Source organism: Amycolatopsis keratiniphila subsp. keratiniphila (assembly GCF_001620365.2).
Classification (GTDB): Bacteria; Actinomycetota; Actinomycetes; order Mycobacteriales; family Pseudonocardiaceae; genus Amycolatopsis; species Amycolatopsis keratiniphila.
The window spans coordinates 1-15,580 of the sequence record NZ_LQMT02000035.1 but is presented as its reverse complement, the minus strand read 5'-3'; the positions used below and the strand labels follow the sequence as shown (position 1 = coordinate 15,580).

The window sequence follows — 15,580 nt, the reverse complement described above, 5'->3', positions numbered from 1 at the left end:
ACCTTCAACGTTGCGAAAGTGACTTTCGCAACCCCTCGGCGACGCCACTCACGAGACTTGACCCACGTCGCCCGGTTCCCTGGGCGCCGGCGCCACCTGACCGTTGCCCTCTGCGACCTCCGGCTCCTCCGAAGGCGCCTCCCGCTTCGGCGTGTTCGCGTCGAGGAAGCGCAGCAGCTCCACCGGGAACGGCAAAACCAGCGTCGAGTTCTTCTCGGCCGAGACCTGCACGACCGTCTCCAGCAGCCGCAACTGCAGCGCCGCCGGGGTGTCGGCCATGGTCGCCGCCGCCTGCGAGAGCTTGTGCGACGCCTGCAGTTCGCCGTCGGCCGAGATGACCCGCGCCCGCCGTTCGCGTTCGGCCTCGGCCTGGCGTGACATCGAGCGCTTCATCGACTCCGGCAGCGCGACGTCCTTGATCTCGACCCGGTCGATGTGGATGCCCCAGTCCAGCGCCGGGCTGTCGATCATCAGCTCCAGGCCCTCGTTCAGCCGCTCGCGGTTGGACAGCAGGTCGTCCAGGTCGCTCTTGCCGATGATGGACCGCAGCGAGGTCTGCGCGACCTGGCCGACGGCCGAGCGGTAGTCCTGCACGTTGACCGCGGCCAGCACCGGGTCGATCACCTTGAAGTACACGACCGCGTCCACCCGCACGGTGACGTTGTCGCGGGTGATGCCGTCCTGTGCGGGGATCGGCATCGTGACGATCTGCATGTTGACCTTCTGCAGTCTGTCCGCGATCGGCACCAGCAGTGCGAGCCCCGGCTCCCGGATGGCCGGGCGCACCCGCCCGAACCGGAACACGAGACCGCGTTCGTACTGTTTCACCACGCGAAGGCTGGTCGCGAGCCACGCTCCGCCCGCGACGGCGACCGCACTGAGAATCTCCACCACCATGGCTGCTCCCGGGGTTGTTCTCGCTGTTCACGGTACGCCCGGCGAGTCACGGGGGAAACACGGTGGACAAGCCTGCCAAGGTGGGGTTCGTGACCGGTTTCAAGATCCCGCCCAAATTCCTCGACCGCGCCGCCGAACTCGGCCCCGGAGCCGCCGAGTGGCTCGATTCCCTCCCGTTCCTCGCCGAGAAGTACACCGCCAAATGGCAGCTCGACTACGACGGCGAGGCCATGCACGGCTTCGTCGGCGTCGCGCAGCCCGTGCGCCGCGCGGACGGCTCCCCCGCGATCCTCAAACTCGGCTGGCCGCACGAGGAGTCCGACGACGAACCGCTCGCACTGTCCACTTGGGCCGGTCAGGGCGCGGTCCTGATGTACGACAACGTGCCCGAGGACGGCGTGCTGCTCCTGGAGCGGCTCGACGCCACCCGGTCGCTGGAAACGGAGCCGATCCAGGAGGCCGTCGAGACCGTCGGCGCGCTGGCGCGGCGGCTGGCCGTCCCCGCTCCCGAAGCACTGCGGCGATCCCTGCGCGAAGAGGCCGCGGAGCTGGTCACCGAACTTCCGGAGACCTGGAGCGAACTGGGCGAACCGTTCGACCGCAAGTACGTCGACGCGGCGGTGGAGATCTGCGCGAACCTCGGGCCGGAAGCCGGTGAGCTGATGGTGAACGAGGATCTGCACTTCGAGAACGTCCTCGCCGGGGCACGCGAACCGTGGCTGGTTATCGACCCCAAGCCGCTTTCGGGTGATCTGGAGTTCGGCGCGATCTCGATCCTCTGGAACCGGGCGAACGAGTCCACAATGGACGACAAGATCAAGTGGTTCACCGCGGCCGCCGGGGTGGACGCCGAACGCACGCGGGCGTGGACGCTGGTCCGCGCGGTGCAGAACTGGACCTGGCTGTACGAAGACCTCGCCGAGGGCGCCTCGCCCGAGACCGTCGCCGAAGACCCGGCCTACGCCGCCGTCCCCGGAATCGCCGCCTGGGCATTGCGGTGATCACAGGAATCGTCGCGGGCCCCGGGAGCGGATAACCTTCGGGCATGGCAGCCGTGAACAGGGTATTCGCAGCTCAGCTGGCCGGTTTGCCGGTTTTCGGCCCCGATGGCGAATCGATCGGCAAGGTGCGGGACCTGGTCGCGGGCTTGCGCCTGGACCAGCAACCGCCGCGCATCCTGGGCATCGTGGTCGAGCTGACGACGAGGCGCCGCGTGTTCGTGCCGATGTTGCGCGTGACCTCGATCGAGCCCAGCGCGGTCACGCTCGCCACCGGATCGGTGAACATGCGGCGCTTCCATCAGCGGCCCAACGAGGTGCTGGTGGTCGGGCAGCTCTTCGACGCGTACGCCACGCTCGCGGGCTCCGACACCAGGATCACCGTCGTCGACGCCGCCATGGAACCGACGCGGACGCGGGACTGGGTGCTCGCGAAACTCGCGATCCGCGAACGATCGAGCAGGCTCGGCCTCGGGAGGCGGCGTTCGGCGATGCAGGTGCTGCCGTGGTCGGAGGTGTCCGGGCTCGGGCTGACCGATCTGACCGGCCAGACCCAGGGCGCGGCGCAGCTGCTGATGCTGTTCGACACCATGCGCCCGGCCGACGTCGCCGCCACGGTCCGCGATCTGCCGCTCAAACGACGGCACGAGGTCGCCGACGCGATGGACGACGAGCACCTCGCCGACGTCATCGAGGAGCTTCCCGAAGACGACCAGAAGGAACTGCTTTCGTACCTCGCCGAGGAACGGGCCGCCGACATCCTCGAAGCGATGGACCCCGACGACGCCGCCGACCTGCTGGCCGAACTGGCGCCCGCCGAGCAGAACCGGTTCCTGGAACTGATGGAACCCGAGGAGTCGGCGCCGGTGAAGCGGCTGCTGGAGTACTCGTCCGACACCGCGGGCGGTCTGATGACACCCGAGCCGGTGGTGCTGACCCCGGACGCCACGATCGCCGAGGCGCTCGCGCATATCCGCAACGCCGACCTTCCGGTGGCGCTGGCGAGCATGGTGTTCGTCTGCCGTCCGCCGACGGAGACGCCGACAGGGCGCTTCGTCGGCGTCGTCCACTTCCAGCGGCTGCTGCGCGAACCACCCGCGGAGATGGTGGCGAGCGCCATCGACTCCCAACTGCCCGCGCTGCGGCCGAAGGCCACCTTGTCCGAGGTCACGCGGTACTTCGCCGCCTACAACCTCACCTGCGGGCCGGTGGTGGACGCCGAGGACCACCTGCTCGGCGCGGTCACCGTCGACGACGTGCTCGACCACCTGCTCCCGGAGGACTGGCGCGAGACCGGGCTGCACGACATCACCGGCGAGATCACCGAGGAGGCCGAACGTGCCTGAACTGACGTCCGGGCGGCGGCTCGACCAGCCCCGAGGCCAGAGCCGGTTCAGGCTGAACATCGACCCCGACTCGTTCGGCCGGTTCACCGAACGGATCGCGCGGTTCCTCGGCACCGGCAAGTACCTGTTCTGGCAGACGCTGATCGTCATCGTCTGGATCGTGCTGAACCTGGTCGCGGTCTCGCTGCAATGGGACCCGTATCCGTTCATCCTGCTCAATCTGGCGTTCTCGACGCAGGCCGCGTACGCCGCGCCGCTGATCCTGCTGGCGCAGAACCGGCAGGACGACCGCGACCGCGTCTCACTCGACGAGGACCGGAATCGCGCCGCGCAGACGAAGGCCGACACCGAATACCTCGCGCGGGAGCTCGCGTCGCTGCGGATCGCGCTCGGCGAGGTCGCCACCCGGGACTTCCTGCGGGGCGAGCTCGACCGGCTCCGTGAGGATCTTGACGCCAAGCCCCGCAAGGCCAAACCCGACCGCACGCCTACCGGTACGTAACATGGAGGGGTGACCAGTACGCAGCAACTCCCCAGCGTCGACGATGTCCGCACCGCGCTGAAGGCCGTGTACGACCCGGAGATCAAGAAACCGATCACCGAACTCGGCATGGTCAAGGACGTGGAGGTCGGCTCGGACGGTGTGGTCACCGTCGGGATCTACCTGACTGTCGCCGGCTGCCCGCTGAAGGCGACTCTGACCAACGACACCACCGAAGCCGTCAAGAAGCTCCCCGGCGTCAACGACGTCCGGGTCGAGCTCGACGTGATGAGCGACGAGCAACGCACTGAGCTGCGGAAATCGCTTCGTGGCGACGCCGCGGAACCGGTGATCCCGTTCGCGCAGCCGGGCTCGCTGACGCGCGTCTACTGCGTCGCGTCCGGCAAGGGCGGCGTCGGCAAGTCCTCGGTGACGGTGAACCTCGCGGCCGCGATGGCCGAACGCGGGCTGTCCGTCGGCGTGGTGGACGCGGACATCTACGGGCACTCGGTGCCGCGGATGCTCGGCGCGCGGGAGAAGCCGACCAAGGTCGACACCATGATCATGCCGCCGCAGGCGCACGGCGTGAAGGTCATCTCGATCGGCATGTTCACCCCGGGCAACACCCCTGTGGTGTGGCGCGGGCCGATGCTGCACCGCGCGCTGCAGCAGTTCCTCGCCGACGTGTTCTGGGGCGACCTCGACATCCTGCTGCTGGACCTGCCGCCGGGCACCGGCGACATCGCGATCTCGGTGGCGCAGCTCATCCCGAACGCGGAGATCCTGGTCGTCACCACCCCGCAGCAGGCCGCCGCCGAGGTGGCCGAGCGCGCGGGCGCGATCGCGCTCCAGACACGGCAGCGAGTGGCCGGGGTCATCGAGAACATGTCGTGGCTGGAGACGCCCGACGGCCAGAAGATGGAGATCTTCGGCTCCGGCGGCGGGCAGTCGGTGGCCGACTCGCTGTCGAAGTCGGTCGGGTCGACGGTGCCGCTGCTCGGGCAGGTCCCGATGGACCCGCGTGTGGTCTCCAACGGCGACGCGGGCACGCCGATCGTGCTGGCCGAGCCGGAAGCCCCGGCGTCGCTCGTGCTCAAGGAGGCGGCGAAGAAGCTGACCGTCCGAGCGCGCGGGCTGGCCGGGATGATGCTGAACGTCACTCCCGCCGGCCGCTGACCGTCCCCTCTTACGCATTTAGTCCTCTGGATGCGGTACTTGCACACGCAAGGACCGCATCCAGAGGACTAAATGCGTCTTGGGGGGTCAGGTGGCGTCCGGGTCGACCGGAGGGCGCTCGCCGGGCTTCAGCGGCTCAGGCTGCGAAGCCGGCGCCGGGTGGCCGTTGGGCTTGGCTGCGCCATTGGAACCGTTGGTGCCGTTGACGTTGTTGAGCCCCAGCGGATCCGTGTCACCGTCGAACAGGTGCTGGGTGACGACCCGCTTCGGGTCGAAGTTCCGCAGGCCGCGCAGATCCTCCAGCGGCTTGCGCAGCTGGTCGAACTCCGGGCCCATCTCCTCGCGCAGCTGCGTCTTGGCCCCGGTCGCGAAGTCGCGGACCTTGCGGACGCTCTTCGCCACCCACGACGCCGCTTCGGGCAGCCGTTCCGGACCGAGGATGAAAAGACCCGCGACGACGATGATGAGGATCTCTCCCCAGCCGACACTCTCGAACACCCGTGTGAACCTCCGCCTCGGCGTCTTCCCCGTTCAGGGTACCCGGCCGAACTCGCTAGTCCGAGGCCAGTTTCACGTCCACGACGAGTGAAGACCCATCCCGGACAAGCCGGACAGGGACCACTTCGCCGACTTCGCGGGCGCGGACGGCGACGAGCAGTTCCGCCGAGTCGCGCACGAGCCGTCCGCCGACTTCCGTGATGACGTCGCCTTCTTTGATCCCGGCCGAGGCCGCGGGGCCGCCGGGGGCGACGTTGCGGACCTGTGCGCCCATGGTGCTGGAGCCCGCGACGGTCGACGAAGCGTTGATGCCGATGTCGGGGTGGACGACCTTGCCGTCCTTGATGAGTGTTTTCGCGATCTTCACCGCGTAGTCGCTCGGGATGGCGAATCCGATGCCGATGCTGCCGCCTTCGGCGCTGGACGAGCGGATCGCGGAGTTGATCCCGACCAGCGCGCCGGTCGCGTCGACGAGCGCGCCACCCGAGTTGCCGTGGTTGATCGCGGCGTCGGTCTGGATGGCCTCGTAGATCACCGGCGCGTTGCCACCGTCGCCGCCCGCGGTCACCGGGCGGTTGAGCGCGCTCACGATGCCGGCCGTGACCGAGTTCTGCAGCGCCAGCGGCGAACCGACGGCGATCACCGAGTCGCCGACCGCCAGCTCGGACGACTTCCCGACCTGCAGCGCGGTGAGGTTCTTGACGTCGACCTTGACCACGGCCAGGTCGGTCTTGGGGTCGGCGCCGACGACCTTCGCCTCGACGCGTTTGCCGTCGAAGAAGACGGCGGTGACCTTGGTGGCCGAATCGGCCGTCGCGGCGGAGATCACGTGCTCGTTGGTGAGCACGTAGCCCTGGTTGTCGATGACGACCCCGGAGCCCTGCTGGCCGGCGTCGGCGCCGGGTTTGAACACCTCGAGCGAGACGACGGCCGGGGCCACCCGGTGGGCGATGTCCGCGATCGAACCCGCGGGACGTTCCTTGGCCGCATCGGCCTCGGAGATGCTGGCCTGGCCGGTCAGTTCGGTGCCGGTGTCGGCGAACCACCAGCCGATCAGCCCGCCGGCCGCGCCGATGACCAGCGCGACCGCGGCGAGCATCGCCAGTGCCTTCGTCTGCACACGCCGCCCGAAGAGGACCTCCGGCAGGCTCAGCAGCGCACCCTGCGGGCGCTTCGCGTCCTTCTCTTCCTTCGAGTCCTGCTGCACCGCGGGGCCGGCGAGCACCGCGCCGGAACCGGGATCACGCCACGGGTCCGATGTCGGGGTCCAGAGCGGGTCTTCCGGGCCGTCCGCGGACGGCCCGGAGCCGTTGGTCCCGTGCGGCCGCTCCAGCACGACACCTTCGGCGCCCGGCGGGCGGCGGAAGGCTTCGGCGAGCGATTCCGGCGTCGGCGGCGCCAGGTTCAGGCCCGGCGCGGGCTGCCCGTTGGAACCGGGCTGGTACAGCTTGTCGAAGGCGCCATCGACGCCATGCGGCCTCCCGAACGTGGCCGCCTGCGCCGGATCGACGGCGGGCCGGGCCAGCGGGCGCGGCGCCAGCCGATCCCCAGGCTGCTGCGGATTCGCGTTCGGCTGCTCGGTCATCATTCCCCGGGGCTGAGATCAGGTTGGCCGGACGCGAGAGTACGCCAAGCCTCACCGTGGATTCTGCCGTGACCACGGTGAAGTGCGCGTTGATTCGCCGAAGCGGGCAGAAATGTGACACTCGCAGCGAACATGTCTCACCTTGTGGCACTCTAACGGCCATGTCACAGAATCCGGGGGCTCCTTTCCCTCCTCAGCAATGGCCTCAGCACCAGCAGCAGTGGCCTCAGCAGCCACCCAAGAAGAAGGGCCTCACCACCAAGGTGAAGGTGCTGCTGCTCATCGCCGCGCTCGTCGTGGTCGGCGGCGGGATCGGCCTCGTCCTCGTGATGAAGTCGGCCGCCGGACCGGAGAAGCAGGCCACCAAGGTGGAAACCGGCGACTGCGTCCAGCTGACCGGCGCCGGGAAAGAAGCGGACGCGGTGAAGGCCGCCTGCGACAACCCGCAGACGCCGTACGTCGTGAGCGTCAAGGGCACGGTCAAGGGTGACTGCCCGGAGGGCTTCTACAGCTACTCGGTAGCGACCCCGCTGCGCGGTGAAGGCGTCGGACTCTGCCTGGGGATCAACGCCCAGGTCGGCCTGTGTTTCGACGACATCAAGACCAAGACCCCGCCGCCGCTGGTGAGCTGCTCGGGAGCGCGACTGAAGATCAGCGAAGTGTTCGACAAGGCCAGCTACGTGAACAGTCCGTGCAAGGAGGGCACAGAAGAGGTGATCTCCTACACGGCGTACGGCGCGACGCAGAAGTTCAAGAGCGCGACGATCTGCTTCGTCAAACCCTGACGAAGCGGATCAGCGGGCGGACACCGGCATGGGCACGCTGGACGTGCTCGGGCTCGGCGTGGTGCTGCGCGGCGGTTCCGGCTGGGTGCCGCCGCCCAGCTGCGCGGGCAGCAGACCGGCGTTGACGCCCTGCGGCGGGGTGAGGCCGGTGTTCGGCCGCTCTTCGGTGCCGTCACCCGAGGTCGCGACCAGGGCCAGGGCGCTCAGGACCAGGCCCGAAACGACGACTCCGGCGCCCTGCGCGTACTTCCGGCGGGCGAGACCGAACCGCCCGCCGCCGAGGACGTTCGGCGACTGGCCCAGCGGCGCCGATGATCCCAACGGCGCGGTACCGCCCAAAACCCCGGTGTCGCGAAGGCCGGCGACCCGGTCGGGCCGCTGGATGGCCACGAGCTGGCCGTCCGCGGTCATCGCCAGGTTGTCCGGCGTGCCGGGGAGTTCGGTGTTCTGCGGGATGGAGCAAAGGCTGGCCAGGAAACCCGCCGACATCGACGGGGCTCCCGCCTGCTTCACGGCCGCGACGGCCTGGCGCTGGGCGGTCACCTCGGCGGCGCAGGACTGGCAACGGGCGATATGCGCCGAGGCCCTGTCCTGGGCGCCGAGGGTCAGCTCGCCGTCCACGAAGGCGACGATGGCGTCCGGAAGCAGATGCGACTCGGGGAGTCCCCAACCTCGCGGTGCGGTCATACCCCCACCTTCGCAGACTCCTGCGCCGCGGCGCGACGACGCTCCAAAGAAGCGCGAAGCGCCTGGCGGCCGCGGTGGATCCGGCTGCGCACGGTGCCGAGCTTGACACCGAGGGTGGCGCCGATCTCCTCGTACGAGAGGCCTTCGACGTCGCACAGCACGACCGCGGCACGGAACTCGGGCGGCAACTCGTCCAGCGCGGCCTGCAGGTCCGGGTCGAGGTGCGTGTCCGAGTAGACCTGCTCGGGGCTCGGGTCGTCACCGACGATGCGGTCGGTGTCCTCGGGGAGGCCTTCCATCCGCACGCGCGAGCGGCGGCGGGCCATGTCGAGGAAGAGGTTCGTGGTGATGCGGTGCAGCCAGCCTTCGAACGTGCCGGGCTTGTAGGACGCGAGCGAGCGGAAGACCCGGATGAAGGTCTCCTGCGTCAGGTCCTCGGCGTCGTGGGCGTTACCGGTCAGGCGGTATGCCAGCCGGTACACGCGGTCGGCGTGCTCACGCACGACCTCGTCCCACGAGGGCGGCGTCCATGCGGCCTCGTCCACCGTCACCGGCGTGACCTGGTCCGCGTGCTGGTCCTGCATCGTCTCCTGCATCGGGGAAGTAGGCACCTCCATCAGCGTCTTCTCCCAACTACTCCACCCAACGCGGGCGATGAGCACGGTGTTCCCGTTGTCGAGGACCAGTCTGTCCGGCCTGCTTATGTTTCTAGTGAGACTGGACTGAGAGGAGGCTGAGAAGTCGTTACCAGGAGTCTTCTGCTCTTTTGGCGATAGGCAGCGCTAACCTCCGCGTGTGAATTCCGGGACGCATGCGGGCTCGCCTGCCGAGGCCGCCGACGCCGATCTCGTCGACGGCTACGTCCCCGACGACGAGGTACTGGCCGCCGCGCGGGCGCGGTCGGCCGATCTGGGGTGCGGTCCGCTGAGCGCGGGCGCGGGTGCGACTCTCCGTTTTCTGGCCACGACGCTGCGGGCGAAGGCCGTCGTCGAAGTCGGGACCGGGGCCGGGGTGAGCGGGTTGTGCCTGCTCGGCGGCATGGCCGACGACGGGATCCTCACCTCGATCGACATCGAGCCGGAGTACCACCGGGCGGCGCGTGCGGCGTTCCGCGAGGCCGGCTACCCGCCGGGGCGGACCCGGCTGATCATGGGGCGTGCGCTCGACGTCCTCCCCCGGCTCACCCCCGGCGGCTACGACCTGGTGTTCGTCGATTCGGCGCCGATCGAGTACCCGAGTTGCTACGAGAAGGCCGTCGCGCTGCTGAGGCCCGGCGGGATACTGGCGTTCCACAACGTCTCGGGCACCAGGGTGACCGATCCCTCACGGCGTGATCCGGACACCCTCGCGCTTCGGGAGGTCGCGCGGGCCTTCCGGGAGGACGAGCGGCTGGTCCCGGCGCTGTTGCCGGTGGGCGGCGGGCTACTGGTCGCCGCGATCGCGTAGCAAGGGACCTTTGCTACCGCCGAGGGCTGAAGGACGCTTTCCCCGCATCGGACGCGGCGAAGGGCGCTTTCACCGCGTGTGATGCGGGGAAAGTCCCCTTCAGCACGGCCACCGCGGCAAGCGCCAGCCAGGCGGCGGTGAGCACGATCAGCCAGGTCCAGCCCGCGTGCCCGTACACGGTCGCGCCGACGGCGCCGCCGACGCTGCTGCCGAGGTAATACGAGAACGTGTAGAGCCCGCCCACCTGGCCACGGGCGTTCTCGGGCGCCTCCGCCGCGGCCCAGCCGTTGGCGACGGCGTGCGCGGCGAAGAACGCGCCGGTCAGCACCACGAACCCGGCGACGACCATGGGCAGCGAGTCGGACAGCGTCAGCGCGGCGCCCGCGATCGTGAGCAGCAGGGCACCGGCGAGCGACCGGCGACGCCCGAACCGGCCGACGAGCTTGCCCGCCGTCGCCGAGGAGACCGAGCCGATCGCGTACGCGAGGAAGACGAGGGACGCGATCGCGGGCGAAAGGTTCAGCGGCTCGCCGGTCAGGCGGAATCCGGCGGCGTTGTACAACGCGACGAACGAGCCCATCGCCAGCAGCGCGACCGCGTACTGGACCAGCAGGACCGGCTTGCGGACGGCCGCGCCCAGCCCGGCGAGCACCGCCTTGCCCTGCGCGCGGAACCGCTCTGACCTGCGCCGATCCGCGAAAGTGGTAGCAAAGGTCCCTTGCTCCCCCGGCGGCAGGGCCAGCACCGTGACCACCGTGCAGACCAGCCCGACCACCGCGACGACGAGCAACGCACCCTGATAGCCGAACGGTCCGGCGGTGAACCCGGCCGCGAGCCGTCCGACCATGCCGCCGACGGTGTTCCCGGCGATCATCGCGCCCACCGCCGCCGCCAGCCCGGCCTTGCCGAGCCGTTCCGCGAGGTAGGCCGCGGCCACGCCGGGGAACCCCGCGATGGCGACCCCCTGCAGTGCCCGCAGCACGAGCAGCGCCGGATAGCTGGGCGCCAGCGGCAACAGGAAACCGAAGACGACCGACGCGACCACCGAAACGATGATCACCGGACGCCGTCCCACGACTTCCGAAAGCGCCGCGATCGGCAGCACGGCGATCGCGAGCGCGCCGGTCGCGACGCTCACCGCGAGCGAGGCGCCACCGGGATCGAGGTGGTACTGCTCGGCCAGTTGCGGCAGCACCGGCTGGGGCGCGTAGAGCAGCGCGAACGACGAGATCCCGGCCGCGGCGACGGCGATCGTGACGCGGCGGGTGGTTCCGGTGGCAGGCACGATCTCGAAGCTAAGCCTGGCTAAACGATACGTCTAATACGTTCATCTGCCACAATCGATACCGTGCTGAATGAAAGGATGACCGCCCAGCTAGCCCCCCAGCTCGCTCTGCTCACCGCACTCCGCCGCACGACGAACGTCACACGCGCGGCCGAGCTGCTCGGCGTCCCGCAGCCCACGGTAAGCCGCCGGATCGCGGCGCTCGGCGAGGCCCTCGGCGCACCGCTGACCGTCCCCGACGGCCGCGGCATCCGGCTCACCCGGGCCGCCGAACTGCTCGCCGACGCCGCGGAACGCGCTCTCGCCGCCGTCGACGCCGGGGTCAGGCAAGCCCGCGAGGAGGTCGACCCCGAATCCGGGCACATCGTCCTCGGTTTCCTGCATCTGCTCGGCAGGTCGTTGGTACCCACGTTGCTCCGGGGCTATCGCGCGGACCATCCGGGCGTCCGGTTCACGCTGGTCCAGGGCTCACGCCAGGACATGGTCGACAGGCTGACCAGCGGCGAACTCGATCTCGCGCTGCTCGCGCCCGCCCCCCTCGACGACCCGCTGCTCGACACCGCCGTGCTGTCCGAGCAGGAGATCTTCCTGTCCGTGCCGACGTCGCACCGCCTCGCCGACCGGCCCAGCGCCGCCATCGAGGACCTCAAGGACGAAGAATTCGTGCTCCTCGAAACCGGCTACGGCCTCCGCACCATCACCGACGAACTGTGCGCCGCGGCCGGCTTCGAGCCGAAGATCGCCTTCGAGGGACAGGAATCGGACACCGTCCGCGGGCTCGTCGCGGCCGGGCTCGGCGTCGCACTCCTCCCCCGCTTCGAGCCGGGAAGTCCGGCAGGTGTCGTCGAAGTCCCGCTGGTGCCGCCGGTCGGGCGGACCATCGGGCTGGCTTGGCGCAAGGACGTCGTCCTGCCGCCCGCCGTCCTCCGGTTCCGGGAGCGGGTCCGCGCGCAACCCCTTTGACGATCGTCAGGGCCGGTTCCTGCCGTTCGTCCACCACGCGGGCACGTCGTTTTCGCTAACTTCGGGTGAATGTACGACGACATCGTGGAGTTGGCGGGCGAGAGCCCGAACTGGCTTCAGGCGACAGCGATCCTGTTCACCGAAGCAGGACTGCTCGCCTTCGCGGCACTCTTCGCCTGGACGTTGTGGCGGGCGCGCACGTCGCCCGTCCGGATCGCCGTGGCACTGCTGCCGCCCGCCGCGACCGCGATCGCGTACTTGATCAGCGAAGGCCTGAAGAGCGTGATCCAGGAGGACCGGCCCTGCCGGAACCTCGTCACGCTCGTCGACTGCCCGCCGATCGGCGACTGGTCGTTCCCGAGCAACCACTCCACCATCGGGGCGGCGGCCGCCGTCGGGCTGGCTCTCGCCTGGCGGCGACTCGCGCCGTGGGTGCTCCCGGGTGCGGTGCTGATGGGCTTCTCGCGGGTCTTCGTCGGCGCGCACTACCCGCACGACGTGCTCGCCGGGCTCGTCCTCGGCTCCGTGACGGCGTGGCTCGTGTTCCGGTACCTGACCGGCCCCGCGACCGGGATCGCCCGGCGGCTCACCGCCCACGCCGGCGACGCGCCGACCCAGCCCATGCCCAGGGTCGACCTGCGGGGTGGTAGCAAAGGTCCCTTGCTCCCACCCCGCAGGTAGCCGCAGGTCAGGCGTAGGAAGCGACCAGTTCGACCAGCGTCCGCGCCGCGAACCCGGTGGCCCCGGGGACGACGTCGGCGTAGGTCTTGTCGGCCCGCGCGGGGCCGGCGATGTCGAGATGCGCCCACGGCAAGTCCCCGACGAACTCCCGCAGGAACAGCGCCGCGACGATGCCACCGGGGCCGCCCGGCGCTTGCCGGACGTCGCCGAGCGAGCCCTGCACGGTCTCGGCGAGGTCCTCCAGCAGCGGCATCCGCCACCACGCCTCGCCGACCCGCTCGCCCGCCTTCGTGACCCGCTCCGCGAGCGCGTCGTCGGTGGCGAAGACGCCGCCGGTGCGGACGCCCAGCGAGACCTTCATGGCGCCGGTCAAGGTCGCCGCGTCGATCACCGCGTCCGGCTTGTGCTTCTTGATGCCGTAGACGAGGGCGTCGGCCAGGACCATCCGGCCCTCGGCGTCGGTGTTGCCGACCTCGGTGGTCTTGCCGCCGTAGTGCCGGACGATGTCGCCCGGTCGGTACGACGAACCGGACACGTGGTTCTCGGCGGCGGGCACCAGCGCGGTCACCTTGACCGGCAGGCGCAGCGCGGCGATCGCGCGGACCGCGGCGATGATCGCCGCGCCGCCCGCCATGTCGGTGCGCATGAGGTGCATGCCGTCGGCCGGTTTGATGGAAAGGCCGCCGGTGTCGAAGGTGATGCCCTTGCCGACCAGCAGCAGATGCGTTTTCGCCCCGCGCGGCCGGTACTCCAGCTCGATCAGCCGCGGCGGCGCGGCCGAGCCGCCACCGACGGCGAGGACGCCGCCGAAGCCCTGCTCGGCCAGCCACTTCTCGTCCCTGGCCGTCACGGTCAGGTTCGGGATGCCGCCGGCGACGCGGACGGCCGTTTCGGCGAGCCAGGCAGGGGTCTTGACGTTCGACGGGGTGTTAGCCAGGTCGCGCGCGAACGCGGCGGCCGCGGCGAGTTCGCGGACCCGCTCCAAGTCGCCCCCGTGACGTGTGATCAAGCGCACGGTCCGCAGGCTCTGCTTCGGCTCCTCGGCCGTCACCGTGAACCGGTAGCCGCCCAGCAGCAGCCCGAACGCGAGTTCTTCGACGTGCTCGGCGCCCGCGTCCTCGGGCAGCTCGACGGCGAAGGCGCGGAACGCCTTCTGGCCCGCCTTGACGTCTTCCTCCAGCGCCGAGGAGACGGCGCGGACCAGCGCGGCACCGGCCTTGCGGTACTGCTTCGGCTCGCCGTCGCCGACGCCCGCCAGCCAGCGGACGCCGCCGGTCGGCACGGTCTGCACGTCACCGGCCTTGCCGGTGGGCCGCACGCCGCCGATCTCCTCGAGCCCGGCGTCACCGTCCTCTTCGGACGGCGCCGCGATCAACGTGGCCAGCGGTGTACCGCGCCTGACGTCGTCCGAGACTTCGAGTTCGAGCAGCTTCCCCGGAACGGGGGGTAGCGGGTTACGCACAGTGAGCGACCTCCGGGCGCAGATGAACCGCGACCCCGGCCTCCGAGGGGAGACCGGGGTGCGGGTGGTTGAACGTTGGTGCGGTCCGGCTCAGCCGGTGACCTCCTGCAAGGCCGCGCCGAGATCCTTCGCTTCTTCCGCGGAGAGTTCGACGACGAGACGCCCACCACCTTCGAGTGGTACGCGCATCACGAGGCCCCGCCCCTCCTTAGTCACTTCGAGGGGACCATCTCCGGTCCGGGGCTTCATGGCCGCCATAGCGTGCTCCCTCCGTCTCAACCGGCGCGCCCGGGTCGCGCTCGTCAAAGCCAGCCGGGTCTACTGTCCATTGTCCCTCATCAGCGGCCGAGCGCGAACGCGGACCGATCTTTTGCCGCCGTATCGGTGCTGGTATGCGGCTCGCGAGGCTGAAAGACTCGTCTCAGACCGCAGTTTCGCCGACTAGGAGATCCCGTGACCACATCCGACGTTCTGCTGACCGCCGACGCCGATGGCGTGCGCACCTTCACGCTGAACCGGCCGCAGGCGTACAACTCGCTGACCGTCGAACTCAAGGAACTGCTGCTGGCGGGCCTGACCGAAGCCGCGGCCGACGACAGCGTCCGCGCGGTCGTGCTGACCGGATCGGGCAAGGCGTTCTGCGCCGGGCAGGACCTGAAGGAGCACGTCGGGCTGCTGCAGGCGGGTGACCCCGCGCCGCTACACACGGTCAAGGAGCACTACAACCCGATCGTCAAGACGATCGTCGGGATGCCGAAGCCGGTCATCGCGGCGGTGAACGGCCCGGCGGCCGGCGCGGGCGCGGCCTTCGCGTACGCGAGCGACCTCCGGATCGCGGCGACGTCGGCGAACTTCCTGATGGCGTTCGCGAACGTCGGCCTCGGCCCGGACTCGGGCGCGTCGTGGACGTTGCAGCGGCTGATCGGCCTCGGCCGCGCGGCCGAACTGATGCTGATGGCGCGCACGGTCGATTCCGCCGAGGCGCTGACGCTGGGACTGGTCAGCGAGGTCGTCCCGGACGAGGAACTGGCCGCCCGCGCGCAGAAGGTCGCCGCGAAGCTCGCGGCCGGGCCGACGGTCGCGTACGCGAAGATCAAGAACGTCCTCGCGGTCGCCGCCGAGTCGTCCCTCGAAGAGGCGCTCGACGCCGAAGACGCGGCGCAGTCCGCGCTGGGCGCGACGGCCGACCACACCGAGGCCGTCGAGGCGTTCGTGGGCAAGCGCAAGCCGAACTTCCAGGGCAAGTAGCCACTCACGACCACCGGTCTGGGTCCCTGAAGTACGTGAAGG

17 protein-coding genes are annotated in these 15,580 nt (G+C 70.0%); 9 read left to right on the top strand and 8 right to left on the bottom strand.

What is annotated here, in order from left to right:
* Window positions 1–48 precede the first annotated feature (48 nt).
* Window positions 49–897, bottom strand: coding sequence for a slipin family protein (locus tag AVR91_RS33035; RefSeq protein ID WP_063272128.1), 849 nt, complete (start codon window positions 895–897; stop codon window positions 49–51).
* A gap of 89 nt (window positions 898–986) precedes the next feature.
* On the opposite strand from AVR91_RS33035, the gene AVR91_RS33030 reads away from it, so the two are divergent.
* Genes AVR91_RS33030 through AVR91_RS33015 form a run of 4 tightly spaced genes read left to right on the top strand, consistent with a single transcriptional unit; the run spans window position 987 to window position 4,898 of the window.
* Entirely contained in the window at window positions 987–1,898 is a 912-nt protein-coding gene (locus AVR91_RS33030) for an aminoglycoside phosphotransferase family protein (protein WP_063272194.1), read from the top strand.
* A 44-nt stretch (window positions 1,899–1,942) separates the two neighbouring features.
* Window positions 1,943–3,241: a magnesium transporter MgtE N-terminal domain-containing protein gene (locus AVR91_RS33025; protein ID WP_063272129.1), complete on the top strand. Its 1,299-nt coding sequence runs from the start codon at window positions 1,943–1,945 to the stop codon at window positions 3,239–3,241.
* Window positions 3,234–3,743, top strand: a complete 510-nt coding sequence (locus AVR91_RS33020; protein ID WP_005155380.1) for a DUF1003 domain-containing protein — start codon at window positions 3,234–3,236, stop codon at window positions 3,741–3,743. Before AVR91_RS33025 ends, AVR91_RS33020 begins: the two co-directional genes overlap by 8 nt.
* Before the next feature lie 9 nt (window positions 3,744–3,752).
* Window positions 3,753–4,898, top strand: a complete 1,146-nt coding sequence (locus tag AVR91_RS33015; protein ID WP_063272130.1) for an Mrp/NBP35 family ATP-binding protein — start codon at window positions 3,753–3,755, stop codon at window positions 4,896–4,898.
* Between the two features lie 87 nt (window positions 4,899–4,985).
* Here the strand turns inward: AVR91_RS33015 and tatB are convergent, their stop codons facing one another.
* Complete coding sequence (gene tatB / locus AVR91_RS33010; RefSeq protein WP_063272131.1) at window positions 4,986–5,396, bottom strand: Sec-independent protein translocase protein TatB; 411 nt, start codon at window positions 5,394–5,396, stop codon at window positions 4,986–4,988.
* Between the two features lie 55 nt (window positions 5,397–5,451).
* Entirely contained in the window at window positions 5,452–6,981 is a 1,530-nt protein-coding gene (locus AVR91_RS33005; protein WP_063272132.1) for a S1C family serine protease, read from the bottom strand.
* A gap of 161 nt (window positions 6,982–7,142) precedes the next feature.
* On the opposite strand from AVR91_RS33005, the gene AVR91_RS33000 reads away from it, so the two are divergent.
* Entirely contained in the window at window positions 7,143–7,766 is a 624-nt protein-coding gene (locus AVR91_RS33000) for an LppU/SCO3897 family protein (protein WP_063272133.1), read from the top strand.
* Between the two features lie 9 nt (window positions 7,767–7,775).
* Here AVR91_RS33000 and AVR91_RS32995 read toward each other — a convergent pair whose 3' ends face one another.
* The gene (locus AVR91_RS32995; RefSeq protein WP_063272134.1) at window positions 7,776–8,453 is read right to left on the bottom strand and encodes an anti-sigma factor family protein; all 678 of its coding nucleotides are present in this window, start codon (window positions 8,451–8,453) and stop codon (window positions 7,776–7,778) included.
* Window positions 8,450–9,070 carry an RNA polymerase sigma factor SigE gene (gene sigE / locus AVR91_RS32990; protein ID WP_034313360.1) on the bottom strand — a complete coding sequence of 207 codons (621 nt, stop codon included), beginning with the start codon at window positions 9,068–9,070 and terminating at the stop codon, window positions 8,450–8,452. Before sigE ends, AVR91_RS32995 begins: the two co-directional genes overlap by 4 nt.
* A gap of 178 nt (window positions 9,071–9,248) precedes the next feature.
* Between sigE and AVR91_RS32985 the strand changes: the two genes are divergently transcribed.
* Window positions 9,249–9,899 carry an O-methyltransferase gene (locus AVR91_RS32985; protein WP_063272135.1) on the top strand — a complete coding sequence of 217 codons (651 nt, stop codon included), beginning with the start codon at window positions 9,249–9,251 and terminating at the stop codon, window positions 9,897–9,899.
* A 13-nt stretch (window positions 9,900–9,912) separates the two neighbouring features.
* Here the strand turns inward: AVR91_RS32985 and AVR91_RS32980 are convergent, their stop codons facing one another.
* On the bottom strand, window positions 9,913–11,184 hold the full coding sequence (locus AVR91_RS32980) for an MFS transporter (protein ID WP_063272136.1): 1,272 nt from the start codon (window positions 11,182–11,184) through the stop codon (window positions 9,913–9,915).
* 78 nt (window positions 11,185–11,262) lie between these two features.
* Between AVR91_RS32980 and AVR91_RS32975 the strand changes: the two genes are divergently transcribed.
* Window positions 11,263–12,147 carry a LysR family transcriptional regulator gene (locus AVR91_RS32975; protein ID WP_063272137.1) on the top strand — a complete coding sequence of 295 codons (885 nt, stop codon included), beginning with the start codon at window positions 11,263–11,265 and terminating at the stop codon, window positions 12,145–12,147.
* Between the two features lie 69 nt (window positions 12,148–12,216).
* On the top strand, window positions 12,217–12,828 hold the full coding sequence (locus AVR91_RS32970) for a phosphatase PAP2 family protein (RefSeq protein WP_063272138.1): 612 nt from the start codon (window positions 12,217–12,219) through the stop codon (window positions 12,826–12,828).
* Window positions 12,829–12,835: 7 nt separating this feature from the next.
* Here the strand turns inward: AVR91_RS32970 and AVR91_RS32965 are convergent, their stop codons facing one another.
* Both AVR91_RS32965 and AVR91_RS32960 read right to left on the bottom strand, forming a co-directional pair.
* A complete protein-coding gene (locus AVR91_RS32965; protein WP_063272139.1) occupies window positions 12,836–14,290 on the bottom strand; it encodes a leucyl aminopeptidase family protein in 1,455 nt (484 codons plus the stop codon).
* Window positions 14,291–14,380: 90 nt separating this feature from the next.
* Complete coding sequence (locus AVR91_RS32960; RefSeq protein ID WP_005155393.1) at window positions 14,381–14,548, bottom strand: DUF3117 domain-containing protein; 168 nt, start codon at window positions 14,546–14,548, stop codon at window positions 14,381–14,383.
* A 195-nt stretch (window positions 14,549–14,743) separates the two neighbouring features.
* Between AVR91_RS32960 and AVR91_RS32955 the strand changes: the two genes are divergently transcribed.
* Window positions 14,744–15,538, top strand: a complete 795-nt coding sequence (locus AVR91_RS32955) for an enoyl-CoA hydratase/isomerase family protein (protein WP_063272140.1) — start codon at window positions 14,744–14,746, stop codon at window positions 15,536–15,538.
* The last annotated feature ends 42 nt before the right edge of the window (window positions 15,539–15,580 follow it).

What these genes read in the sequence shown, in the direction of transcription:
- AVR91_RS33035 (WP_063272128.1), bottom strand. Translation starts at nt 897, where the DNA reads ATGGTGGTGGAGATTCTCAGTGCGGTCGCCGTCGCGGGCGGAGCGTGG.
- AVR91_RS33025 (WP_063272129.1), top strand. Translation starts at nt 1,943, where the DNA reads ATGGCAGCCGTGAACAGGGTATTCGCAGCTCAGCTGGCCGGTTTGCCG.
- AVR91_RS33005 (WP_063272132.1), bottom strand. Translation starts at nt 6,981, where the DNA reads ATGACCGAGCAGCCGAACGCGAATCCGCAGCAGCCTGGGGATCGGCTG.
- AVR91_RS33000 (WP_063272133.1), top strand. Translation starts at nt 7,143, where the DNA reads ATGTCACAGAATCCGGGGGCTCCTTTCCCTCCTCAGCAATGGCCTCAG.
- AVR91_RS32995 (WP_063272134.1), bottom strand. Translation starts at nt 8,453, where the DNA reads ATGACCGCACCGCGAGGTTGGGGACTCCCCGAGTCGCATCTGCTTCCG.
- sigE (WP_034313360.1), bottom strand. Translation starts at nt 9,070, where the DNA reads ATGGAGGTGCCTACTTCCCCGATGCAGGAGACGATGCAGGACCAGCAC.
- AVR91_RS32975 (WP_063272137.1), top strand. Translation starts at nt 11,263, where the DNA reads ATGACCGCCCAGCTAGCCCCCCAGCTCGCTCTGCTCACCGCACTCCGC.
- AVR91_RS32970 (WP_063272138.1), top strand. Translation starts at nt 12,217, where the DNA reads ATGTACGACGACATCGTGGAGTTGGCGGGCGAGAGCCCGAACTGGCTT.
- AVR91_RS32960 (WP_005155393.1), bottom strand. Translation starts at nt 14,548, where the DNA reads ATGGCGGCCATGAAGCCCCGGACCGGAGATGGTCCCCTCGAAGTGACT.